The organism is Pseudomonas sp. Marseille-Q5299 (assembly GCF_943737035.1).
Lineage (GTDB): Bacteria > Pseudomonadota > Gammaproteobacteria > Pseudomonadales > Pseudomonadaceae > Aquipseudomonas > Aquipseudomonas putida_E.
In genome coordinates, this window is the sequence record NZ_CALSFR010000002.1 from 253,847 (window position 1) to 278,817 (window position 24,971).

The following is a 24,971-nucleotide window of genomic DNA, read 5'->3' on the forward strand; positions in this document are numbered from 1 at the left end:
GCGCCATGGCTACCCCAGACTTCATAGAGTAGAAAATGATCAAGATCACCCAGAACATCGAATGTTCCAATGCCGCCCCGTTCGTGCTGTTTGGCGGCATCAACGTCCTTGAGTCCGAGGACCTGGCCCTGACTGCCTGCGCCGAATACGTGCGGGTAACCGAGAAGCTGGGCATTCCTTATGTGTTCAAGGCAAGCTTCGACAAGGCCAACCGTTCCTCGATCCACTCCTACCGTGGCCCGGGCATGGAAGAAGGCCTGCGCATCTTCGAGAAAGTAAAAGCCGAGTTCGGTGTACCGATCATCACCGACGTGCACGAGATCTACCAGTGCGCCCCGGTGGCCGAAGTGGTCGACGTGCTGCAGCTGCCTGCCTTCCTGGCCCGCCAGACCGACCTGGTGGTGGCACTGGCCAAGACTGGCAAACCGGTCAACATCAAGAAGCCGCAGTTCCTGAGCCCTTCGCAGATGCAGAACATCGTGCAGAAGTTCAAGGAAGCAGGTAACGACCAGTTGATCCTGTGCGACCGCGGTACCTGCATGGGCTACGACAACCTGGTTGTGGACATGCTGGGCTTTGGTGTGATGAAGCGCACCTGCGATGACCTGCCGATCATTTTCGACGTGACCCACGCTCTGCAGAACCGTGACCCTTCGGGTGCTGCTTCTGGTGGCCGCCGTGAGCAAGTGGTTGACCTGGCCCGTGCCGGCATGGGCGTTGGCCTGGCTGGCCTGTTCCTGGAAGCTCACCCGAACCCGGACCAGGCCAAGTGCGACGGCCCAAGCGCCCTGCCGCTGGACAAGCTGGAGCCGTTCCTGGCGCAGATCAAGGCGCTGGATGACCTGGTGAAATCGTTCCCGCCGCTGGTGATTGGTTGAGTCGTTTTTGCGTGATTTGAATGGGCCGGTACGCGCGAGTGTACCGGCCCTTTTTGTTGGCATTCAGGGTTTGGCTGGGGTATTGCGGCGTAACGGAAACCGAGTGCCCGAAGATTCTGTGACAGGCAGCCTCAGCCCCTCATCCCCAACTCAGCATCATCCATCAGCGCCTTGGCCATCGCGCTCAGGTAATGCGAAGCCCAGATCATCATCGGCTTCTCATCCATCAGCCCAACGATGGTCAGCTCGCGCACATACCCCATCAACTCCGAAGCCTGCTCACGGGCATCCTGGCAAGGTATACCCGGCTCGATGCGGAACAAGGGATGGCTCTGGTGCTCACCCTGAAAAAACGTGGTCACACCTGCTGTGACATGGGTAACGTCTGTAGTCATTGCCGTATTCCCCTCAATGCAGGCCGTTAGTACGTTCCAAGGCCAGCGACAGCGCATCCGACTGCCCCCAGGCAATCTGCATGGCCCGCAGCCCGTTTACCATCAACTCACGGGTGGCCTCATCCTCGATTGCGTAGAGGGCCATGTGGCAGTGGTTGTAGGCCAGCATCAGGTAATGGGTGACGTTCATGACCACGTGATCGATCGGCACGATGCGCTCGCTGATGGCGCTGGAGAGGGTCTTGTCGGAGGGAAGGTCGAAATTATGGGGTGGATCGGGGACGATTTTTTTCATAGCAATTCCTTGAAGATTAAAGGAGTTGCCACCGCCGTTTCCACACGAAGGGCGGCAACTGTACACGGGGTGGAAAACCGAGTCTTCAAGGAACCCCGGTAGGCCTGACGGCCTCCCGTATACAGCTGCCATTACGACAGGCACTTGAAGATTGTCCGGGTTTCCACACCCGCATCGCTGAACATCAGCGACCCAGGAAGCCTAAAGGGCAGTGTTTCCAGGAACAATCAGACGCGTGTCGACAGAACATGTAGGGTATTTCCTCAAGCTAGGCATCACCAGTCCTGAGTCGTAGGAAATTTCTGAACTCATTGCGGGATCCTCACTACGTATTAGCCCGCAACATGCCTACCATATCCCTAATGTGGCCCTTCCTTTAGAATGGCCTATACCTGCATAAGATGCTGAATTGCCATCACTTTAGAAAAACCAGCGGGTAGCCTGCTTAGAGGCTTCAAAAGAAACGGGTCAAAGCTAGGGGTTTCACATGTGTTCTCAGAATCACGGCGTTGCTGACACACCGTTGGTGACAGTGATCATCGCGTCTTACAACCACGCGCGCTACATCGAGGCTAGCATCAACAGCGTCATCAACCAGACCTACAAGAACATCGAGCTTCTGGTGGTGGACGACGGCTCCAAGGACGAAAGCCCAGCAGTGCTCAAGCGGCTTCAGGAACAGCATGGCTTCGATCTGCGCTTCCAGGCCAACCAGGGCCTGGCACGCACCCTCAACGACGCGATAGCACGCGCCAGGGGCGACCTGATCGTGCCTTTCGGGTCTGATGACATCATGATGCCCCACCGTATTGCCACCCAGGTGGAGTACATGAACGGCAAGCCTGAAGTGGGCATCTGCTCGGCCAACATCGAAACCATCGACCAGGATGGCAACGTGATGGGCGCACGCGAGCAACGCAACCGCAACCTGCCCTTCCGCCGCCTGGACTTCGACGACCTGTTCCTCGACCGCAAGCCAGGCCCAATGGCCGCCACACTGATGCTGCGCCGTGAGGCGCTGGAAAAAGTGGGGGGGTTCAATGCCGATATCCGCCTGGAAGACGTTTATATCGAACTGTCGATCGCACGGGCCGGTTATTTCATCGACGTACTGGGCGAGGTACTGGCGCAGTACCGTGACCACCCGACCAACACCTTCAAGAACGGCCGCTTCATGGTGGACAACGTGCTGCGCACCTTTGCGGTGTTCAGCGACCACCCGCAATATGAGCAGGTGTGCATGCGGTTCCGTAACTCTATGGTGCTGAAGTACGCCAACCGCGACAAGGCATTGAGCCGGGAAATACTTTCGCAAATCCCGCTCAAGTACTGGAACCGCAAGACCTTGCGCGGTATATGGCGGATGGTCTGCTCTTAAGCAGACCGGCTGCGCTTCCAGTGGATCAGTGATTGGCCGTACACCAGGGCCATCGGGATCCATATCAGGAACCAATGCTCCTTCGGGCGCGACATGAAGGCACTGCCTTCGGTCAGGCCCGAAGCGAAGCCGAAGATCAGCCAGGTTGCCGCTATCATCACGCCTGGGTGCTTGCGGTACACCCAGCAGAAGTACATGGCCAAGCCGTAAAGCGCCATCCACATCACCAAGCCCACGACTCCACCCGCATAAAGCACTCCAAGCTCAATGTTATGAGGGTCGGCAAGCGTCTTGCCCAAGCCTGGGATAATGATTGTCATCGGCGAATCGAAGCCGCGGCCCAGCCATGGGTGTTCGCTGATCTGGCGCAGTGAGTCCAGCCAGATGGCCGGGCGGTGCGAGACGCCACGCTGGGTAATGGCTTCAGGGTAGAGCAGTACCACACTGACCGCTGCAAGACCGATGACAGTCAATGCCAGCCCGGTGCGTCGGCGATCACCGACGATCAACAACCAACCCAAGGCTGCTGCCAGGCCGATCAACGGCGTGCGGGAACCCGTCGCCAGGATTGCCATTCCCAGAACAGCGAGGCAAACCAAAGGCAATGGGCTGAGCGCACTACGAGCCTGGAACCAGGATGCGAGCCAGAATGCAGCGAAGGCGCCAAATACATGCGCAGTCAGCAACGGGTTATACAACGCACCGTAACCATTCAGGCGCCTGCCTGCCAATACGGGGTTCTGGTAGAGAAAAACCGCCAATGACAAACCAGCCGCCACCGCAACCACTATAGCGGCCAGGCGCGTCCATTGATCCAGTTGCCCGGGTGTGCGCAGGCTGATGATACCTGCGGCCAGTAGCAACATCGCAATATAAAGCGGGCGTTTCAGCAAGCTGCTGGTGGAGTTTTCAGTGTCGGACCACGCGATGCTCAGAAGGGTGTAGCCACTGAAAACCAGGAACGCCAAGAACAGCGGATTGCAAACCAGAGGTTTCAGCAGATGCCGGTGCTTGATCAGCATCACAAGCGTGGGCGCCGCAAGAAAAATATAAAAGAGCTTGTGGTAAGCAGAGCGGTCCCAGACCCAGAACATCCCCGTAAGAATGATGAACCAGCCTACGGGCAGCAGGTAAGTACCAATCAGGCTTCCAAAGCGCTGAACCGGGCTCTGATCCGAAACATCAACTGACATCTAACATACTCATGCGGAGGGCTCATTCCCTATGTCCTACGCGATTTCAGTTGCTTAATGACTGCAACCGTGACAAATCGCCGTTATTTGAGCGAGAGCAGCATTGCTGCCCTCGTTCATATCTCAGCCGCGAATTTCGGCGACGACCGCAGCCAATGCTGCTGCCGGGTCTGCCGCCTGGCTGATGGGCCGCCCGATCACGAGGTAGTCCGAACCTGCATCCAGTGCCTGGCGCGGGGTAAGAATGCGACGCTGGTCATCCTGAGCACTGCCTGCTGGGCGAATGCCTGGTGTCACCAGTTGCAGCGATGGGTGCGCGGTTTTCAACGCCGGCGCTTCCAAGGCCGAGCACACCAAACCGTCCATGCCAGCCTTCTCGGCCAGCGCAGCCAGGCGCAGCACCTGCTCTTGCGGGTCTACATCCAGGCCGATACCGGCCAGGTCTTCACGCTCCATGCTGGTCAGCACGGTCACGCCAATCAGCAATGGCTGAGGGCCGCTGCGCTTGGCCAGCACTTCGCGGCAGGCCGACATCATGCGCAGGCCACCGGAACAGTGCACGTTGACCATCCAAACGCCCATTTCGGCCGCAGCCTTCACAGCCATGGCGGTGGTGTTGGGGATGTCATGGAATTTAAGGTCGAGGAACACCTCGAAGCCTTTCGCGCAGAGGGTTTCGACAATGCCCGAAGCGCTGCTGGTGAACAGCTCCTTGCCAACCTTCACCCGGCACAGTGCTGGGTCGAGCTGGTCAGCCAGCTTCAGGGCGGCGTCACGGGTGGGGAAATCCAGGGCGACGATCAGGGGCGTCTGGCAGGCGGACATGGTCGGGGTCTCTTGGTAATTCATAAACGGCGCGCATTGTAAACGAAGTCGCCACGCCTTGGGGGCCAGAGGCCATTAGAATTGGCCCGGCGGGGCACCCCTCCTATAATTGAACCAACGGGCAACGCGGTCGCTCAAAATGAGTACAAGCGAAGCCTCACAGCCCATAGGAGAACGACAATGCCCTGGTATGCCTGGCTGATACTCATCTTAGCCCTTGGCTCGATCGTGGGCGGGTTGATGATGTTGCGCGATACGGCGAAGAAACTGCCCTTGACCGATGAGCAATTGAAGAAGGTACATGAGCGCAATGCCGAGGCAGATGCCAAGGATGCGCAGGACCGCTAGGTTGCAGCCGATGACGCCGGGGGCAGGCAACACGCCGCCCCGGCCTACTCCCCTACTCGACCGCCAACTTGTCCCGATTGCGCTCCATAAGCGCGCTGCCAATCCCTTTGATCTCCAGCAGTTCATCCACTGAAGCGAACGCACCGTGGGCCTCCCGGTAAGCCACGATGGCCTCGGCCTTGGCCTTGCCTATCCCATTCAGCTCCTTCTGCAAGGTCAATGCATCGGCGGTATTGAGATTGAGCTTGGCTGGGGTGGCCGGCAACTGGCTTACCATCGGTACCGGTTCCTTCGGTACAGTGGCCGTAGCAGGCGCCGCGCTGATCGAAAACGACAGGCCGGCAAACAGTGGCAGCAGCAGATAATTGAGAACGGTATTGCGCATGAAGGTCACTCCTGTGAGTTGAGTTTGAATGCAGCAAGCTCCTTGGCTGCCCCCTCAAACTAGCGGCTCGCAGGCCATTCGCCCAGCGGTTGCCGCCAGGGAATGGTTACCAGATTAGACGTCACAGCATGTTGCACACCTGCCGGGTAAAAGCTCCCACAGCAGGCGTGCACAGAACTTTCACTGTCAGAAGATCGTGTCGCGCAGCACCCGTTGCAGGTACTGCCCGTAGCCGTTCTTGGTAAGCGGCGCGGCCAGCCTGGCCAGCTGCTCTGCATCAATCCAGCGCTGGCGGTAAGCCACTTCTTCTGGGCAGGCGACCTTCAAGCCCTGGCGGCGCTCGATGGTGGCAATGTAACCGCTGGCTTCAAGCAGGGAATCATGGGTGCCGGTATCGAGCCATGCATACCCACGCCCCATCACTTCCACCGACAACTGCTCACGCTCAAGGTACAAGCGGTTGAGGTCGGTAATCTCCAGCTCGCCTCGCGGTGAGGGCTTGAGCCCTTTGGCCATCTCGATCACATCCTGATCGTAGAAGTACAGGCCCGTCACGGCGTAGTTGGACTTCGGCTGGGTCGGCTTTTCTTCTAGGCTCAGGGCCTTGCCCTGGCTGTCGAACTCCACCACGCCATACCGTTCGGGGTCGGTTACGTGGTAGGCGAATACGCTGGCGCCTTCGCGGCGGCCCATGGCTTCGAGCAACAAGGCCTGGAAGTCGTGGCCGTAGAAGATGTTATCTCCCAGTACCAGCGCCGAAAGGTCGTTGCCAATGAAGCCTTCGCCAATGATGAAGGCCTGTGCCAGCCCGTCCGGCGAAGGCTGCACCGCATAGGTAATGTTGATGCCCCACTGGTGACCATCCCCCAGCAACTGCTCGAAACGCGGCGTGTCTTGCGGGGTAGAGATGATCAGGATGTCGCGAATGCCCGCCAGCATCAGCGTGGTCAGCGGGTAATAGATCATCGGCTTGTCGTAAACCGGCAGCAACTGCTTGGAAATCGCCAGCGTTGCAGGGTGCAGGCGCGTGCCCGAGCCACCAGCCAGAATGATGCCTTTGCGGTTGATAGTGCTCATAGGTTGTAAATCTCTGTCAGGCGTCCATGGCTAGTTGCCAGCCATCTTTTTGCCATTATAGGGTAGCCACCCAGTTTCAGCGCCTTTACACCGAACGCCCGGTGTAATTCTTCTCGACCCATTCGCGATAGCTGCCCGATTGCACACCTTCGACCCAGGCCTGGTTATCCAGGTACCACTGCACGGTTTTACGAATGCCCGTTTCGAAGGTTTCGGCCGGCTTCCAACCCAGCTCACGCTCCAGCTTGCGGGCATCGATAGCGTAGCGGCGGTCGTGGCCAGGGCGGTCGGTGACAAAGCTGATCTGGCTGGCATACGGCTGCCCATCGGTACGCGGGCGCAGCTCATCGAGTAGCGCACAAACGCGATGGACGATGTCCAGGTTGGGCATCTCGTTCCAGCCACCGACGTTGTACACCTCACCCACCTGCCCTGCTGCCAGCACACGGCGGATAGCGCTGCAGTGGTCCTTGACGTAAAGCCAGTCGCGAATCTGCTGCCCATCGCCGTATACAGGCAGCGCCTTCCCGGCCAGGGCGTTGACGATGATCAGCGGGATCAGCTTCTCGGGGAAATGCAGTGGGCCGTAATTGTTCGAGCAATTGGTGGTCAGCACCGGCAGCCCGTAGGTGTGGTGATAGGAGCGCACCAGGTGGTCGCTGGCGGCCTTGCTTGCGGAGTACGGGCTGTTTGGCTGGTACTGATGGGTTTCGGTAAAGGCAGGCTCACCGGCTTTCAGCGAGCCATAGACCTCATCGGTTGAAACATGAAGGAAGCGGAAGGCCGCGCGTGCTTCCTCGTCCATACCCTGCCAGTAAGCACGCACCGCCTCCAGCAGCTGGAACGTGCCTACAACGTTGGTTTCAACGAACGCCTGGGGGCCATGAATGGAGCGGTCGACGTGCGACTCGGCGGCGAAGTTGAGCACTGCACGCGGGCGGTGCTCTGCCAGCAGGCGCTGCACAAGCGGGCCGTCACCGATATCACCGTGCACAAAAACATGCTGCGGGTTGCCCTCCAGGCTGGCCAGGCTCTGCAGGTTGCCGGCGTAGGTCAGCTTGTCCAGGTTGACGATGGTTTCGCCGCACTGGCTTACCCAATCCAGCACAAAATTCGCACCAATGAAGCCGGCGCCGCCGGTTACCAGGATTGTCATAGGGTTGAACGCTTCTCGTGGCTGATGGTTGACGATTGATGGCGCAATTCTAGACGGGAATGATGCAGGAGTGTGCCGGTAAGACGCCGTTCACGCTTTTGGCAGTTGTTCTGTCATCGCCGGCGGGGCAAAATACGAATTCCTCTCAGGAAAAGCCATCTTGGCTCACAGGGATCGTCCATGCCTAAAATTTCTCAGTCGGTCGTTCTTGCGGCCGCGTTTGCTTCCGCGCCTGTCTGGGCGCAATCCACGCAGGTGGCTGACCAAGTGATCGCGCCGAGCGCGTTCTTGGGTGTTGACCTGCAGGGCAATTTCATGGCTGAGGTGCCAGAATGTTCAGCGGAAGATGAACGCCCCGACGAGCCTTGCCGTGTCGCTACCAACAAAGCGGGTGAGTTTGAGGTGCGAGGGCTGCCATATTTGCCAATTTCACCGGGCTATAAATTGTTCGCTACGGTGAATGATGGCACTGTCATTCAGCTAGTGTTGACCGGTAATGCTAGTAACTTGTATCTAGTTAAAGAGATGCTCACGGACAAGCTCGGCAATCCTGCCACTAGTGCAACCCAATGGGTAAAACTACAGTCAGGTGCTTCGTATGAGGCTGACGCCTATAAGTGGAATACAGAGGGCGGCGCTATTAATTTCGCACGAGACCCCGGAGATCTAGGCCGTTATTCAGTAACTTTCTCAAGTTCGAGCATTGGAACTGAAGTAGGCCAAAATCAAACATCCCCAGCAACTAAAAACTCTAGCCTATAACTCTTAGCCTATCGAATTGAAAATACTACTCTACCGGCAAGCAGTCGGCAGTTCGAAAACTGCCGACGAACTGTGAAAGAAACTAAATTTCTTTCATCCGCTGCTGATACACCCAGTCCACAATCTCCCCTTCGGGTGTGTAACCACTGACCAACTCTCTAAGTAGCTGGCGGACGCGCGAAAAGTCCTCAGTTTCAACTGCTTTAACCAACAAAGACAAGCTATCTCTAAGCGCATCCCACGCTAAGAAATCCTCGCTGGCTGTCATGATCATCGGGTGCTGGGTTGGCAGAACGTTATCACCAATCAAAAGTTCTTCGTAAAGCTTTTCGCCAGGTCGTAGTCCTGTAAATTCAATTGCAATGTCACCATGAGGATTTTTTTCAGATCTTACGCTCAACCCCGAAAGGTGAATCATCTTCTCAGCCAATGAAGCAATTTTTACAGGCTCGCCCATGTCCAATACGAATACGTCTCCGCCCTGCCCCATCGAGCCAGCCTGAATAACAAGCTGAGCAGCCTCAGGAATGGTCATGAAGTATCTGGTAATCTTGGGATGAGTTACCGTCAATGGCCCGCCCATCTTGATCTGCTTGTGAAACAATGGGATCACCGACCCTGAAGATCCAAGAACATTGCCAAAGCGTACCATCGTAAAGCGAGTTTTATTAACTCTCGCAACTTTGCTACTGTCCCCAAACAAAACAGGCGCAGCTTCTCTACTCAACGCCTGAAGAACTAGTTCAGCCAACCTTTTTGTGCTACCCATGACATTGGTTGGTCGCACAGCTTTGTCGGTCGAAATAAGTACGAAATTGGCCACATTGGATTGCAGAGCTGCCTGCGCTGTATTCAGCGTACCAATCACGTTATTCAGGACACCTTCGGCAATGTTGTGCTCAACCATTGGGACATGTTTGTAGGCGGCAGCGTGGTAAACGGTGTCTACCCCCACATCTTCATGGTGTCTGCCAAATGCTTCTGATTACGAATGGAGCCTAGGAATGGGACCAGCGTGACTGGCAAGGACTCGCGCCGAATACGCTGCTCTAGTTCCCCATGAATGCTATAAAGATTAAATTCACTATGCTCGAATAAAAGGAGGGTTTTAGGCTCGAGCATGAGTATCTGCCGGCATAGTTCCGAACCAATGGAGCCACCGGCGCCTGTTACCATTACGACTTGGCCAGATACGCAACGAGCAAGCAAGTCAGTCTGCGCGGGTACGGCATCACGGCCCAATAGGTCGGCAATATCAACCTCTTGAATATCATCGACTTTTACCCGGCCACTGGCCAAATCCATGAACCCAGGGATACTACGGACGTGGAGTGGGAAGTGCTCTAATAGCCCAAGTATTTCTCTTCGACGCGCACGACTGGCAGAAGGAATAGCCAGCAAGATCTCTTCAGCACCGGTAACATCAATCATTCGCTGAATATCTTTTCCACGAAATACTTGAAGCCCAGAAATGACGCGATCCGCAACACTTTCATCATCATCAATGAAAGCAACCGGTCGCATAACGCGACCAATTCTCAATGCAGCGATTAACTGATTTCCTGCAGCACCAGCGCCATAGATCGCAACTTTCGGTAAACCATTATCGCGATTGGTGAAAGGTACATGCTGCCGGGCTGCAAACCAATCACCCAAAAAATACTGCCGCATGATCAATCTAAGACCACCGATCAGCACCAGGCTTAGCCACCAGTAATTGAAAACGATAGAGCGCGGAACTACTGCAGTATGATTGCTATGCCAATAAACGATTAGCGAAAGTATCAGTGAAGATAAAGAAACAGCTTTAACAATAGCAATTAATGCGTCATTACCGAAATACCGCATGACAGCACGGTACATGCCAAAACGGATAAAGATAGGTATGGCGACGACTGGCGCGGCTAAAAAAAGCCAATAGTGTGTGCGCAGTGGCTGATAAATCTCATCAATGCCAAGACGTACCAAAAACGCCAACCAAAGGGCGAACCATACCAACAACACGTCGGTTACGACTTGGAGCGCGCGTTTGTAGCGTCGCGGCAAAAGTAGCATTCCCGCGCGCAGCTTATCCGTCATCCGTTTACACTCCTGATTCCGAACCAAACCAGATCCCTTCCTGTTTCATTTTCATACGTGCCCGCTTAAGGCAACTTGACACACCAACACCAGGCATAAAAGAGTACGACTCGCGCGCCAGCGTACGAGTCGTAATGCATTTCATTTGCCTGCTGCTTGGCGCATGACTCTTGTCAACACCTCACACGTCTTCGCGATTTCAGCATCTGTCAGCGTTGGATGGACCAAGAACATGAGGCTAGTTTCTCCCAGTTGACTTGCAACAGGCAGACTTTTCTCTGGCCTAAAGCCTGTGCCATCGAATGCTTTCTCAAGATATACCTCTGAACAGGAACCCGAGAAACAAGGCACGCCAAGGGAATTTATTTCATTTAGTAGTCGATCTCTATCCCAACCTGAAGCAAGCTGTCCTGGCTCAACAAACACGTAGCATTTATAGGCCGCATGTACATTATCTTCCGGGATAACAGGAACCCGAAGTCCGGGTAGGCCTTTGGCGCACTCCCAGATGCGCTGAGCATTTTCTAATCGCGACTGATGCCACTCTGGCATTCGCTTCAATTGAATCCGACCGATCCCACCTTGGACCTCAAGCATCCTCCAATTGGTACCAAAACTTTCATGCAGCCAGCGGAATCCGGGGGCATGCTGACGTTCGTAGACCGCTTCCCAGCTCTTACCATGATCTTTGAACGACCACATTGTTGACCATAATTCTTTATCATTGGTGGTGACCATGCCACCCTCGCCGCCGGTGGTCATAATCTTATCCTGACAGAACGACCAAGCCCCGATATCGCCAATAGAACCGACAGGCCTACCTTTGTAGCGGGCACCGTGCGCTTGTGCACAATCTTCGATAATACGTATACCGTGCTCTTGCGCCAACGCCATGATCGGATCCATATCACAAGGCCATCCTGCGAGGTGAACACATACAATGGCTTTTGTGCGAGGAGTAATCACCGCCTTGATGGTGTAAGCGTCGATATTCTGGGAATCGACATTCACATCCGCGAACACTGGACAAGCGCCAGCGTTGACGATACTTGATACCGAAGCGAGAAATGTACGAGAGGTGACGATCACTTCGTCACCCTTACCAATGCCCAACGCATGCAACGCCAGATCGAGCGCTACCGTACCATTTGCGACGGCCACGGCATGCTTCGCTCCAGCCCAGTCTGCAAATTCATGCTCAAACTGACGGCATTCCTGCCCAGTCCAGTAATTCACCTTGTTAGACAAGATAATATCCCGTACGCGGTCCGCCTCTTCTTCAGAAAAAGATGGCCAAGGAGAGAAAGGGGTATTCAGCATGAACAGGTCCTGATTCATCAAATTCGCAAGAGCGCGAAGGGGTTATGACACAGTCTACAACCACACGCAGAGATTTGTGGGACTAATTTAGTGGACGAGCGGGTACGCCGATGACTGTAATCCCCGCCATAACATCAGCGACAACGGCCGCACCGACGCCGACAACGACGTCCTCGCCCAAAGTAATCATTTGCCTGACGCTAGAACCTATGCCCACCCATGAGCGAGCTCCAACTCTCACATCGCCAGCAAGTCGAGCACCAGGGCTGATATGAACTGCGTTAGCAAGACAGCAGTCGTGATCAACACTGCAGCCCGTATTTAGTATACAGCCGACCCCCACTGTAGCGCCCGCATGCAATACCGCACCAGCAAATATGACAGTACCCACTCCAACATCGGCGTAGCGACTAACACTAGCAGATGGATGGATAAGAGTGGCCAATGCGGCATTATGACTAAAAAGTTCAGATATCTTGCGCTCGCGTATTTTGTTATTCCCGATAGCAACGACCACACCATCAAACTCACTCAATCGCTTGAGAAGATCGTCTCCGGTACCGACAACTTCCCAACTACCGGTCGACAACCGTTTAGGCCAAATGTCATCGAAGAATGAAATATCGGACCACCCACAAAGCTCAGCGGTATCAGCGACTACTTTCCCATGCCCACTGGCACCTAGTATAGCCAGCCGACTCATTTTTTGTTACCTTGAAATTTAGGCATGGTAACCTCTCCATTCGCGGAAACACCATCTCTTTTAAATACCTTAACTATCGTCAGTGCAATTATTTTAAGGTCCAACAAAAAAGTACGATTTTCAACATACCAAGCATCGAGTTCAAATTTTTCTTGCCAACTCAGAGCGTTACGACCGTTAATTTGCGCCCATCCAGTTATCCCTGGACGAACTTTATGCCGTAGATTTTGCCTCTCATTGTAAAGAGGAAGATATTCCATCAACAAAGGACGCGGCCCAACAACACTCATTTCGCCCTTTAATACGTTCCATAGCTCGGGTAGTTCATCTAAACTGGTAGAACGAAGAAACTTGCCAAAGACAGTCATTCTATCTGCGTCTGCAAGTGGCTCACCTTTTGAATCGTGAGCGTCCAGCATAGTTCTGAATTTTATCATTTCGAAAGGTACACCACGCGCACCTGGGCGCACTTGACGAAATAAGATTGGAGATCCTAACTTTCTTTTTACCGCCCAAGCCACGACCAGTAATACTGGCAATAAAAACAAGATACCAAAAAAAGAAGCCACTATATCAAAAATACGCTTAATCATTATGCTTCCTAACAACATCAATTAGAAGTTCTGGATAAACTTTCTTCAACCACCGCATCCAAATGACGGGCATAACCACTGTACACAGTCTTGGCTTCAAACTCTCGAGCAAACAACTTCTTAGCGCGACTAGACATTTCGACTTGAAGATCATCATCATCAAAAAACATAGACATCTTCTCAATCAACTCAGCAGAGCTGTTATAGATATAGCCACACTTTTCGGCCACCAACTTTTGACCTGAAATCCCGTCCAGCCAAGAAAAGATTGGCAACCCTGAGCTCTGGTATTCGAAAAATTTATTTGAATAAGAATTCTGATAATCAATCCGCCGATCTATTGGTTGCAGTGCAGCGACCGAATAGTCCCTCAACACCTTGAGAAACGTCGCATCTACCTCACCTGGAAGAATAACATTAGACAAGCACGAAAACCTTTCCTTAATAGCTTCTTGGTAGCTTCCAGACCCGCATAAAACAAAAACAATATCTGGATTAACTTCTGCAAGCTGCTGCGCTGCCTGAACAACAGGATCAATGGCGTCATAGACTGTACGATTCAACCGCCCGGCAAAGTACACGACCCTTTGACCCTTACCCAAAGCAATCCCATGGGCAGCCCAAAAACCGAGTGCTGCTTGACGATTTTGTTCCGAACAAATTATCGCCGTAGAATCGAAACCCAAAGGAAACACCACATCAAAGCGTGTAGGATGACGACCGGCATGTTTTAATAAATGACGAGTAAAAAAATCAGTAATTCCAATAAAGGAATGCGACTGCTTGCAAGCAAATATAAGATCGCGACGCATTTTGAAAGCCAGCAACCTAGCGGCGAGGGTTTTCCAACCTTTTGCTTCAGCCAATATTACTTCAGGCCAATAATCACGACAATCCAAAACGAGAGGAATGCCATACTCACGCGCCAATACCGCAGCCAACTTGCAAAGCGCGGGAGTCGGCATACTACAAACAATTAGGTCGGGAGCCCTAAGCTCTTTCGCTCGCTTTCGAATTTTGAGCTTGATTAAAAAATTGTCGATTATACGACCTACTGAAATAGCAGACTTATACTTAACTCCGCTATTTATGAATTCGTACTGTTGCCTATCGGAATATTTTACGGAGCAGGTAACCCCATAACGATGGAGACCAGTCAAGTGATTTAGATCTGAGCACCATCTTACAACGCTATGCCCATTGGCCACCAATTCGCGCTCGAGCATACCCATGCGGTAAGGCCTGTAATCAGCGTCTTGCGGTACCGGCTCCTCGAGCTTGATCAACCAAATATTCATCATGCCACCCTGGAATTATCTTTATAATCTCAATCAACGCATCAATAAAGTCACGCACATATTGCAATTTCATCAAATTACTCGTCGACAGTAAAGACGAACAACCTCAAAAACCTCTGTAAAACCCGACTTCGAAAGGAAACGATATTATTTAACGCAAAGAAGAATAAAAAAAGAACCATTACGAAGCAAACAACGCCTATGGGGCTCCCCCCATAAGCGTCGGTCATAAAACTACTGAGCAGCATGAACACTCAATAAAAAAAGTGTTCAACCGTTGATGCCGCTCCCTGCATCTCCGCCATCAAAGAAACTTCTAACCGCTCTGATGACCACATCTACCTGCTCGAAAGATAGATGCTCGCCAATCGGAAGACTCAGCAGGGTGCTATCTTGAGCATAATAGTTTGCTGTGCTATCTACCTGTTCCAAATAACTATACGCCTGAAGTTTGGGCAAAGCTTTAGGGTAATGAACACCTGTTTCAATCCCAGCCCTTTCCAAGAACGCCTTCAGTTCGTCACGCTGCTGCGTGCGGACTACAAAGAGATGATATACCTGCTTAGCCCAGTCTTGACGGACAGGAAGCGTTAATCCTGCTATACCCGAAAGCGCTTGCATATAACGATCAGCGATATCTATACGCTTAGAGGTCCAAGCATTGAGATGCTTAAGCTTAACACTCAAAATTGCGGCTTGAAGTCCGTCTAAGCGTGAGTTACGCCCTTCGAAAGCGTGATCGTACTTAGCAATACGGCCATGATTTGCAATCTGACGACACTTAATGGCTAGCGCTTCATTGTTAGTTACAATAGCACCGCCATCACCGTAGGCTCCGAGGTTTTTACCTGGATAAAAACTGAAAGCGGCAATATCACCAAGTCCACCGACTCGCTTACCCTCAAATTCAGCGCCATGTGCCTGAGCACAATCCTCTATGATGAAGATGCCCTTTTCCGCCGTTATTTCCTTAAGACGTTTCATGTCACAAGGGTGACCGTAGAGGTGTACAGCAATGATAGCCTTTGTGTTCGGCGTAATTTTCCGAAGGACGTCCTCAATATCAAGAACATAGCTCGCTTCGTGATTATCTACAAACACTACTTTATGTCCACAACGAGTCACGGCTTCAGAACTCGCGATGAAGCTATTACCAGGCACGAGCACTTCGCTACCAGCAGGTAATGCAAGAGCCTCTAAAGCAATTTCAAGTGCATCGGTCCCGTTACCTACACCGAGGCAGAACTTTGCATCACAATAACTCGCAAACTCCTGCTCGAAAGCGGCCACTCCTTGCCCGCCAATGAAACTTGAGTTAGCAAGTACTCCAGCGATTGCAGCATCAATATCTTCGCGAATAGAAAGGTATTGCGAGTGCAGATCCAAAAACTTTACCATTGATCTCACCTAATTTTCTTAGCAGGGTTGCCAGCATAGACACCTGGCTTTTCGATATTTTTTGTTACTACTGCACCCGCGCCGATCACGACATTGGAACAGATACTGACTGGCAATATAGTTGCATTACTTCCTATAGATACATTGTCACCGATCAGCGTTTCTTTCCAGAGCGTTTTATCCCCTCGAGCCGGACCGCCCGCGGAAAATAGATCGTTAACAAACATTACTCCATGGCCGATAAAACAATCATCGCCGATACTGACCAACTCGCAGATAAAGCTATGTGACTGAATTTTGCAGCGCTGGCCTATCACGACACTTTTCTGGATTTCAACAAAAGGCCCTACAAAAGTGTTGCTACCAATGCTGCAGCCATAGATATTCACAGGCTGTACTACAGTAACATCATGACCGAATTCTACGTCACGAACGGCAGAAAACTTCTCTATCGGATTGTTCATTTATGCACCCAACCGACACTTGCCTGTCGACTTGCTCAGGAATACTTCTTTGCCAGTTTCGATTGACTCGTAAATCGCAACGATGAGCGCAAGACTCTTGCGTGCTCCGTTACCGTCTACCAACTGAGGCTTGTCGTTTTTAATAACATCGACAACATGCTCATAGTATGCCTGATGACCAAACCCGTAAACATTGGGCGGGTTTACAGAATAACGGTCCATGACTTGCTGATCATCTTCTGTTTCTTCAGCGAAGCGCCATGCTTTCATCTCATTAACAGCAATCCCGCCTACCTCAACTGCACCGTGCTCACCCACAATAGACAGCGACCCCTCAAGATCCCTGGGACGAGTAGCGGTAGTAGCCTCAATAACGCCAAGTGCGCCACTCTTAAAGCGCAGTGTTACAACAGCCGTATCCTCTGCCTCAATATCGACTAATGCTGTATTCGCCATCGCATAGACAGATTCGACTTCACCCATCATCCACTCAAGTAAGTCGACATGATGGCTAGCTTGGTTAGTAAGAACTCCACCATCCATTGCCCAAGTTCCACGCCAACTATCCTGGTTATAGTAAGCTTGAGGTCGGCACCAACGCACACGCACAGTTCCTAGTACTAACTTACCAAAACGTCCTTGCTCTAGTGCTTCACGGAGTTTTACAACTGGAACGTTGAAGCGATTTTGTTTCACGACAAACAGCTTTACACCCGCCTCTTCACAGGCAGAAATCATTGCATCTGCATCTGCAAGCGTCAAAGCCATTGGCTTTTCCACTACTATATGCTTACCATACTCACTGAGAGCAATAACATTTTTTGCGTGATTTCCACTTTCCGTCAAGACAGAAACAACATCAATCTCAACCGACCTCATCATCTCATGCATATCTGCGAAATAGGGAACCTCGTATTTTTCCCCATATACTTTCGCTTTCTGCAGATCACTATCACAAACAGCTACTAACTCCCCCTGCCCAATGACTCCCCCACCAAGCAGTTCAGCATGACGCTTCGCGATACGACCACATCCAACTAATGCAAACTTAACCATGTTGTTTCACCTTAAATCGAAATACTTATGGGCGCCCAATGGAGAAATATTCAAACCCTTCCCTAACAACGGAAGCTGGATCATAAATATTACGACCATCAAAAATTAACGGATTCCGAAGACTAGCCTTAATTAGATCAAAATTCGGTGCGCGGAAACTTTTCCACTCAGTGATAACAACGAGGGCCTCGGCACCTTCGAGCGCTAATTCCTTTGTTGTGCAGAGTTTTAGCGAATCCGCATCTGGGTAAATCGACCGGGTCCATCCATTTCCGCCGGATCATAGGCCTGAACAATAGCGCCTGCCTCCCACAAAGCCTCCATAAGAACACGACTCGGAGCTTCACGCATGTCATCGGTGTTTGGCTTAAAGCTCAGCCCCCAAAGCGCAAAGACCCGCCCCTTCAAATCCCCGGAAAAATAGTCTGAGATTTTATCAAAAATAACTGTTTTTTGGATCTGATTACGCGCTTCAACAGCCTTCAACACCATCGCATCGAACCCAATGTCGTCAGCCGTTTTGATCAACGCTTGCACATCTTTAGGGAAACAGGATCCGCCATAGCCCACGCCTGGATAGATGAACTCATAGCCGATGCGCGGATCGCTACCTATACCATTACGAACCTTTTCCACATCAGCACCAAGCTTGTCTGCCAGGCTAGCAATTTCATTGATAAAGCTGATTTTCGTCGCGAGTATACAGTTAGCAGCGTACTTAGTAAGCTCTGCACTGCGCGCATCCATTACAATAATTTTTTCATGATTTCTGTTAAACGGTGCGTAAAGCTCCCGCATTATATGTTCGGCTCGCTCACTGTCTGTGCCAACGATAATTCGGTCAGGCCTCAAACAGTCATTGACAGCAGATCCTTCCTTTAAAAATTCCGGATTCGATACGACATCATACGGAACGGATTTTGACCGCTGGGCCAAAACCTCATCAATTCTTGCTTTAACTTTATCTGCAGTACCAACAGGTACCGTTGATTTATTAATTACGACTTTATAGCTTTCGATCTGCTGAGCAATGGAAGTCGCAACATCTAAAACATATTTCAGATCTGCGGAGCCATTTTCATCCGGAGGTGTACCTACGGCAATGAACAAGACATCACCGTGACTAATTGCTGTTTTATAATCAGTAGTGAACTGGATGTTACCGCTTTCCAGATTAGTTTTAACTATAGTCTCCAACCCAGGCTCATAAATAGGTATCCGGCCTTGAGAAAGCATTTCTACCTTAGCTTTATCAATATCAAGACACACAACTTCATGGCCAACATCGGCCAAAACCGCCCCCTGAACCAACCCTACATAACCAGTACCAAATACTGTAACTTTCATAACACCCCGCTCACCACCGCCGCTACCATAGCCAACAGCCAATAATATAAATGCTTATCATATAAAATTGGCCAGCAACACATCTTGTTACATTCGTGCCTGCTTAATCATAAACCACCAAAGCAGGTCCTCTGCTTAATACTAGCCGAACTCTGTTTTTTAGACAAGCGCAAACGACGAGCAAGCATTACAGACAACTCGAAATAGATTAAGCATACTATATACGCCTTAAGAGATTTTTAAACCATCTTTTGGTATAGCTCAACTAGCGTACGCTCTTCATTCAGCCAGTTATATTTCTCCTCTACAGCTTGACGACCATTACGCCCCATTTCTTCGGCCACAGAAGGGTTTTGGATTAGATAATCTATAGCCCGTGCGATATCTTCGGGATTAAGCGGATTCACACAAATCCCACACTTACTTTCCTCTACGATGTTTCGCCAGAGTGGAAAGTCTGAGGCTACAACCGGCAACCCTGCAGCCATATATTCAAACATCTTTACTGGTAGAGCCTCAAGGTAGTTAGGAGCAGGATGCAAAGTGACCAACCCACCCCTAGACTCTTTAAGCGTCGCTTTAACCCCATCACGATCCAAATACCCTAAAGGCTTAGTACGCACCCACCCCTTAGAATTCTCTAGTGTTTGTGCCAAAACATCATTTTTTAATGCCCCCGCAAATGCCAATGTTGTTGTACCACTGACGTACTGGATCGCTTCGACAACCTCCACGACACCGCGAATTTTATCAACGCTGCCGATGTAGCAAACCTGGTCTTTTTTTTCAGGCCACGAAGCGTCGATAATCGCCAGTTCGTCCAGCATAGGAAAATTGTTAACTGCAACACTTGCTGGATTAATCGAGATAAATTTATCACGTATGTGCGGGGTAGCAGCAACAACCGCATCCAACCGAGAGCAAACCCAGGACTCGTACGCAGAAAACAACTTTGAAATTAACCACTTACTAGGTTTATTTAAATAGGGTTTACCCAGAATTTGCATTGGTACGTCCTCGTGCGAATCGAAGACCACCTTTTTACCATTCCTTTTTAGCTTGTATCCTACGGGAAGAAGCTCAGGGTCATGAATGTGATAAATATCAGCATTAACTTTTACTGCTTCCTTGTAAATCTTACTAGGCGTCCTTAACATCCGAGCCAAACGCCCTCGGCTGCAACCTACGTCATGAAAGCACACACCTTCTTTAATTTCACTTCCCTTCCCGTCAGCAACAACTAGATGAACTTCATGACCGACACGGACCAACGAACGACATTCTTTGTAAAATATACGAACATCATACCTAGGATGGACAGATGTCAAATGTGCAATCTTCATGACTTCCTCATTGCTTATCATGTGCAACGCTAATCTGGATTGTTTTGGAACGGGACACACGAGAGAGATAGATAAGAATTATTGCCATACCAAAACCATGAGTCAGCATGACAGTAAATAAATCTGACGAGACCAAAACACTCCGTAACGGAACTACGGATATGGCTACCGCAATCCAAATCGGCATACTTTCACTTGCCATATCGTTGATTAGTCTCAAAATAAACCCAATAATCACTGCATAAAAAAACACACCAAGTAAGCCGGCATGGGCAAACCCGCTAGAAACGAATCCATTATTAGCACCCAGGCCAGGGCGATTTAAATACTCCCCTACCACGTATGGAACACCAAGCTCCCCATAGGGATAAGCCGATAAACTTGAAAGCACAGAATTCGACCAGTAAACCTGTGGATGACTACTAAAAAAATCGAAGTAAACAAAGCACAAATTTGCAGGCACAAAAAAAACTCGTCGCGAAAACATTGAACTCAAAACTATATCCCCGAAGAGATAAAAACTAAGGAGTGTACAACCTATCACGACTATATAAGCTACTGGCAGCAATATCAACGAATTGGAATATCGGAAATACATCCACGAGCCAAACACCAATAGCGGGATAAACAGTATTGACTTATGAGAAGCGATTGAAAAAAAATAAACCTGCGCGAGCAATAACAGTACCACAAGGAAATAACGCTTATACAGCAAAGCGAAACTTATGAGGTAAATAGAAAAAACTTGATAGGTCCAGTTATTGGTGTATGCTAAAATCCCACCCCCAGTTAATTCACTATTCGCTTCTCGGTATTGATACACCTCCGCCAAATCCAAATTCGGCCGAGCGCCCGACATCGCAAACCAAACAATTAAGAACAGAACAAAAGCGAGCGAAACTACAATTGCCAATGCCCTACCACCAGTTAATACTGGCAAGTTCTTAACACTCAACACATTGACCCGGGACATAAAATAGATTACATACAATGCTGCGATAGTTACTAATACCGGAAACAATGGCTTGCTAGAATCCAATCCGTAAAGAGATGTCAATGGCGCAACAATAGATAAAATCGCCATAGCAAAAAAATAATGGCTGACTTTCCTTACGCGATCTACCGCACAAGCAAAACTAATTAAATATACAACCCATGAAATAACATATTGAGAGAAATCTATGCTTGAACTAAACCCCTCAGAAACAAAAAACTCAGATATGATATTAGCATAGGACAAGTCAAGCACCGCCCTAAATGCAATAAGCGCCGTATAAAATATAGTTTTATTCGCGCTCAACTTTAAACCCACCGATCGCATATGCCACCAACCAAAACCGAGCCACTGCATAAGCCCAATGGCAGACCATCCCAAAACCTACGCTAGAACAGCTTGATACCATCGATAAAAGTTAATCCATCTCCAGACTTCCGCACTAAATTTTGCCTTACCATTAATAGCTCTGTCAAAACTACTCAGGATTTGATCACCTCTAATAAATGGTAGTTCTAGATCCACCTCCAGCCACTTACGAATTACTGGAGCGTTACTGAGCAACAGATCTTTTTCAGGAGTTTGAAAACCGATTTTGTCACGCCGATCAAGCGATTGGTCGGGTACAATACCGCGCATTGCGGCACGGAATATGTGTTTGGTTTCACCACTATCAGAAATTAGATAATGTTCAGGCAGCGATAAAAGAAACTCTGTTAATCCAGTGGTAAGGAAAGGGACTCGGCTTTCAATAGAGAAACGCATTGAGTTTCGATCACCATGCCTAAGTAGATGCTGCAATCCTCGATAATGAAGAGAAGTCGCCAACTCAGAGGTCAATCGGCGCCCCTGCAACTGAATATCACAGTGCCGGCGTGTATTCTCGCAGCGAACACCGCCATCCGCTAAAACTCCTCCATCAATCCAGGACGGGACATTTTGTCTACCATCAAGCGCCCTCAAAAAGTCGTTAACTCGTCCCGAGGTAAACTGCCCTAGTGCCGAACCAACGGCCCATGTAAGACTACGCCCCGGCCATTTGGTCCATTTGTTAAGGAAGTTTACTGCACGCGCGTATTCCCCTCGTTCCACCATGCTCCGAATTCGCTGACCTGGGTAACCTGTATAGCCGGCTAGCATCTCATCCGCGCCTTGGCCATCTAGAGTGACGGTGACGCCACAGTCCCTCGCTAACTGGTAGACTCGGTATTGCGCATAAATACTAGTACTACCAAAAGGCTCACCTTGAACCTTTATCAGATCATCTAAGTCTCGAATCAAGTCTGTCGGAGAAACAATTACTTTGTTTGCATGAGCCCCAACATACTCATTTATCTGGTCTGCCCAATACTCTTCAGAAACAGTACTACCCTGAGCGATATAGCTAAAGGTATGGATAGGCATTTTAGGGTCGATATAACGCATTGCGCAAACAACAGCGGAGGAATCAAGCCCCCCCGACAAGGCAGCACCTAACGGTACATCGCTGCGAAGGTGTAGCCGAATACTGTCCAAAAAGCGCTCACGCAATTCGTCTGCCGCAGCTGCAAAGCTTAAGTCATTGCGCTCTTGCAAGGTGGGGGTGTACCAGCGCCTAAGCTGCAATAGTTTACAGTTATTAATATCAAAGGATGCGATATGCCCTGGGGGAAGATGAAAAACATCCTTGAAGAAAGTCTGATCATTAGTATCGTAATCGCCATGAGTCAGATAATCATAAGCGCGCTGCCAATTTAACTCGGCACGACCACCTTTCAGCTCTTTAACAGCAGATAACTCGGATGCAAAACACAAACCACTTTTTTCAATTGAATAAAAGAATGGCTTTATACCAAATGCATCTCGCGCACAGTGTATAGTCGAGTTCCAATGGTCATATATTGCAAACGCAAACATCCCGACAAATCGCTTTAAACTCGCCTCCTGCCAGTGTTGCCACGCAACTAGAAGAACCTCAGTATCAGAGTCGGAAACAAACAAGTACCCGAAGGACTCCAATTCGCTACGCAACTCTTTGTAATTATAAATTTCCCCATTGAAAACCATGGAGTAACGACGATCTTGTGAGTACATGGGCTGATGCCCTGCCTCTGAGAGATCTATAACAGATAGACGCGTATGACCAAGCACAACGCAACTATCATTTATAGTTTCAACTTCGTACCCTGAGTCATTTGGCCCGCGGTGCCGAATTGTAGCTAGCGCCGATTTAACCCGTGACTCAAGCGATGAGTCTACTTGCTTCCAAACCCCACCTAGAATTCCGCACATAAACCCTACCTAAAACTATGTTGTTTTGTACCCAAAAGAATAAAACAAAAATACAGAAAATATAAGCTTATTTCATGAACAGTGAAAGCAAGGATAAATGTACCAAGTTCTGCCCCTTTAAAAATATACAAAGTCGAAATAATTGTCACAAAATAGATACATTGCCACAGGGTACCCATTCTTACATTGTGCTCCATTGCGAGCACCATGCTTAGTGGACTTACCGCAAAACGTATCGCTACTGCAAAAATTAATATTGCGGCATAACCGCCGGCATCGCGCCATGCCTCGCCAAAGACGAAACTGAAGAGTTCCGGCCCTAAGAACCAGACAACCAGCACCAGAGGCACCATGAGCATCAGCAGTACTATGAATACCTTTAATACGAAACCAAATAGTCGCTCGGGCGCTTCGCGATGCAGGCCGACCAACTTCTGAAACAAAACCTGTGACAAGGCAGCCGAAATCAAACTCATAGGTAAATTTAGCGCTCTAAACATCAGACTAAAAACACCTACAACGTGAGCCGTATTAAATTTACTCAAGATCAGAACAGGCATCTGAATCGCCGCATTATCGAGCAACGCCCCAGCGCATGAATACTTTGGAAATTTTATATATTCTTTAGCATTTTTTCTGATTTTATCTAAAGTTACAGCATGCAAGATGGCTCGATCTTCTCCCCATTTTTTGCTAAGAAATACAGACGCAGCTACCGCCTGCCCGACAATATAACCTAGGATTAACCCTCCGCCAGCCATACTGCTCAATCCAAGTTGAGCAGACGTCATCCCCCCCCCTTGCACCATTCGACTAACCGCCAACCGTCTAAAATTAGCGGCGCGATTATTCCAGTAATTCAACGATTGCCATAGACCTGCGACAAATACACTAACCGGCAATAAGTACAACCAGGGGCCAATCGCTGGGACCCCAAAAAAACCTTGAATAGGCTCGTTAAAGGCCAAAACCAATATAAACAATACAAAACTTATCACTGCTGCGATACTAATCGCCAATACAACAAGACTGGCAGCATCATCATTCTTCTCTGGAAGCATCACTGCTAATTCGTAGCGTGCTGTTGCCACAACAGATATCATAGCTGCTACCGACATATAAAGGGCCAAAACCCCGAAATCTTCCGGCTCATATAGGCGCGTTAAGATCGGCATAGCCGCAAGAGGTATGGCCTGCGCAATTGTTGTGCCGGTCATCAAAGTCAACACATTTCGGGCAAACTGCCCCTGCTTCCCTTTGACCCTCGCAAAAAACCTTAACACGCGCCACTCACAATATCTTGACTATCGAAATTAATGGCAGCCTCACGAAACAATATCGATATAGAACCTCCAGACAACTCAGGCATACTCAAGGCAAGCTCTCCTTCGAATTTTATCACTGTCATTTTAT

Annotated in this window: 22 protein-coding genes and 2 pseudogenes; 4 read left to right on the forward strand and 20 right to left on the reverse strand. The window is 50.1% G+C overall.

What is annotated here, in order from left to right:
- Window positions 1-35: 35 nt before the first annotated feature.
- Window positions 36-878 carry a 3-deoxy-8-phosphooctulonate synthase gene (gene kdsA, locus NGJ21_RS05610; protein ID WP_012313334.1) on the forward strand — a complete coding sequence of 281 codons (843 nt, stop codon included), beginning with the start codon at window positions 36-38 and terminating at the stop codon, window positions 876-878.
- A 131-nt stretch (window positions 879-1,009) separates the two neighbouring features.
- On the opposite strand, the gene NGJ21_RS05615 is transcribed toward kdsA, so the two are convergent.
- Window positions 1,010-1,273: a DUF3077 domain-containing protein gene (locus NGJ21_RS05615; protein ID WP_012313333.1), complete on the reverse strand. Its 264-nt coding sequence runs from the start codon at window positions 1,271-1,273 to the stop codon at window positions 1,010-1,012.
- 13 nt (window positions 1,274-1,286) lie between these two features.
- A complete protein-coding gene (locus tag NGJ21_RS05620; RefSeq protein ID WP_012313332.1) occupies window positions 1,287-1,568 on the reverse strand; it encodes a hypothetical protein in 282 nt (93 codons plus the stop codon).
- A gap of 487 nt (window positions 1,569-2,055) precedes the next feature.
- On the opposite strand from NGJ21_RS05620, the gene NGJ21_RS05625 reads away from it, so the two are divergent.
- A complete protein-coding gene (locus tag NGJ21_RS05625) occupies window positions 2,056-2,946 on the forward strand; it encodes a glycosyltransferase family 2 protein (protein ID WP_251961926.1) in 891 nt (296 codons plus the stop codon).
- Here NGJ21_RS05625 and NGJ21_RS05630 read toward each other — a convergent pair.
- Both NGJ21_RS05630 and pyrF read right to left on the reverse strand, forming a co-directional pair.
- Complete coding sequence (locus tag NGJ21_RS05630) at window positions 2,943-4,139, reverse strand: O-antigen ligase family protein (protein ID WP_251961927.1); 1,197 nt, start codon at window positions 4,137-4,139, stop codon at window positions 2,943-2,945. The two genes, NGJ21_RS05625 and NGJ21_RS05630, sit on opposite strands and share 4 nt — an antisense overlap.
- Before the next feature lie 123 nt (window positions 4,140-4,262).
- Window positions 4,263-4,964, reverse strand: coding sequence for an orotidine-5'-phosphate decarboxylase (pyrF, locus tag NGJ21_RS05635; RefSeq protein ID WP_125924348.1), 702 nt, complete (start codon window positions 4,962-4,964; stop codon window positions 4,263-4,265).
- Between the two features lie 180 nt (window positions 4,965-5,144).
- Here pyrF and NGJ21_RS05640 point away from each other — a divergent pair, with 180 nt between their 5' ends.
- A complete protein-coding gene (locus tag NGJ21_RS05640) occupies window positions 5,145-5,312 on the forward strand; it encodes a DUF2897 family protein (RefSeq protein ID WP_012313328.1) in 168 nt (55 codons plus the stop codon).
- Between the two features lie 52 nt (window positions 5,313-5,364).
- Here NGJ21_RS05640 and NGJ21_RS05645 read toward each other — a convergent pair whose 3' ends face one another.
- From NGJ21_RS05645 to rfbB, 3 genes are all read right to left on the reverse strand, one after another.
- Window positions 5,365-5,697 (reverse strand): ComEA family DNA-binding protein, encoded by a 333-nt coding sequence (locus NGJ21_RS05645; RefSeq protein WP_251961928.1) that lies wholly within the window; start codon window positions 5,695-5,697, stop codon window positions 5,365-5,367.
- A 186-nt stretch (window positions 5,698-5,883) separates the two neighbouring features.
- On the reverse strand, window positions 5,884-6,765 hold the full coding sequence (gene rfbA, locus NGJ21_RS05650) for a glucose-1-phosphate thymidylyltransferase RfbA (protein ID WP_177433163.1): 882 nt from the start codon (window positions 6,763-6,765) through the stop codon (window positions 5,884-5,886).
- A gap of 94 nt (window positions 6,766-6,859) precedes the next feature.
- Window positions 6,860-7,930: a dTDP-glucose 4,6-dehydratase gene (gene rfbB / locus NGJ21_RS05655; RefSeq protein ID WP_251961929.1), complete on the reverse strand. Its 1,071-nt coding sequence runs from the start codon at window positions 7,928-7,930 to the stop codon at window positions 6,860-6,862.
- A gap of 180 nt (window positions 7,931-8,110) precedes the next feature.
- On the opposite strand from rfbB, the gene NGJ21_RS05660 reads away from it, so the two are divergent.
- Complete coding sequence (locus tag NGJ21_RS05660; RefSeq protein ID WP_251961930.1) at window positions 8,111-8,692, forward strand: hypothetical protein; 582 nt, start codon at window positions 8,111-8,113, stop codon at window positions 8,690-8,692.
- A gap of 82 nt (window positions 8,693-8,774) precedes the next feature.
- On the opposite strand, the pseudogene NGJ21_RS05665 reads toward NGJ21_RS05660, so the two are convergent.
- From NGJ21_RS05665 to NGJ21_RS05725, 13 genes and pseudogenes are all read right to left on the reverse strand, one after another.
- Window positions 8,775-10,771, reverse strand: a pseudogene (locus NGJ21_RS05665) (polysaccharide biosynthesis protein).
- 141 nt (window positions 10,772-10,912) lie between these two features.
- Entirely contained in the window at window positions 10,913-12,091 is a 1,179-nt protein-coding gene (locus NGJ21_RS05670; RefSeq protein WP_251961931.1) for a DegT/DnrJ/EryC1/StrS family aminotransferase, read from the reverse strand.
- Between the two features lie 82 nt (window positions 12,092-12,173).
- Entirely contained in the window at window positions 12,174-12,794 is a 621-nt protein-coding gene (locus tag NGJ21_RS05675) for an acetyltransferase (protein WP_125924341.1), read from the reverse strand.
- Window positions 12,791-13,387: a sugar transferase gene (locus tag NGJ21_RS05680; protein WP_125924340.1), complete on the reverse strand. Its 597-nt coding sequence runs from the start codon at window positions 13,385-13,387 to the stop codon at window positions 12,791-12,793. The genes NGJ21_RS05675 and NGJ21_RS05680 overlap by 4 nt, the downstream gene beginning before the upstream one ends.
- Before the next feature lie 17 nt (window positions 13,388-13,404).
- The gene (locus NGJ21_RS05685; protein ID WP_251961932.1) at window positions 13,405-14,685 is read right to left on the reverse strand and encodes a glycosyltransferase; all 1,281 of its coding nucleotides are present in this window, start codon (window positions 14,683-14,685) and stop codon (window positions 13,405-13,407) included.
- Between the two features lie 270 nt (window positions 14,686-14,955).
- Window positions 14,956-16,083 (reverse strand): DegT/DnrJ/EryC1/StrS family aminotransferase, encoded by a 1,128-nt coding sequence (locus NGJ21_RS05690; RefSeq protein ID WP_125924338.1) that lies wholly within the window; start codon window positions 16,081-16,083, stop codon window positions 14,956-14,958.
- A gap of 5 nt (window positions 16,084-16,088) precedes the next feature.
- The gene (locus NGJ21_RS05695) at window positions 16,089-16,547 is read right to left on the reverse strand and encodes an acyltransferase (RefSeq protein WP_125924337.1); all 459 of its coding nucleotides are present in this window, start codon (window positions 16,545-16,547) and stop codon (window positions 16,089-16,091) included.
- The gene (locus tag NGJ21_RS05700; RefSeq protein ID WP_125924336.1) at window positions 16,548-17,603 is read right to left on the reverse strand and encodes a Gfo/Idh/MocA family protein; all 1,056 of its coding nucleotides are present in this window, start codon (window positions 17,601-17,603) and stop codon (window positions 16,548-16,550) included. It abuts the gene before it with no gap.
- 25 nt (window positions 17,604-17,628) lie between these two features.
- A pseudogene (locus NGJ21_RS05705) lies at window positions 17,629-18,950 on the reverse strand (UDP-glucose dehydrogenase family protein).
- A gap of 239 nt (window positions 18,951-19,189) precedes the next feature.
- On the reverse strand, window positions 19,190-20,293 hold the full coding sequence (locus tag NGJ21_RS05710) for a glycosyltransferase family 4 protein (protein ID WP_251961933.1): 1,104 nt from the start codon (window positions 20,291-20,293) through the stop codon (window positions 19,190-19,192).
- 7 nt (window positions 20,294-20,300) lie between these two features.
- Window positions 20,301-21,593 (reverse strand): hypothetical protein, encoded by a 1,293-nt coding sequence (locus tag NGJ21_RS05715; protein WP_251961934.1) that lies wholly within the window; start codon window positions 21,591-21,593, stop codon window positions 20,301-20,303.
- Between the two features lie 78 nt (window positions 21,594-21,671).
- Entirely contained in the window at window positions 21,672-23,558 is a 1,887-nt protein-coding gene (gene asnB / locus NGJ21_RS05720) for an asparagine synthase (glutamine-hydrolyzing) (protein ID WP_125924332.1), read from the reverse strand.
- A 5-nt stretch (window positions 23,559-23,563) separates the two neighbouring features.
- Window positions 23,564-24,841, reverse strand: a complete 1,278-nt coding sequence (locus NGJ21_RS05725; protein WP_353506380.1) for a lipopolysaccharide biosynthesis protein — start codon at window positions 24,839-24,841, stop codon at window positions 23,564-23,566.
- Window positions 24,842-24,971: the final 130 nt, after the last annotated feature.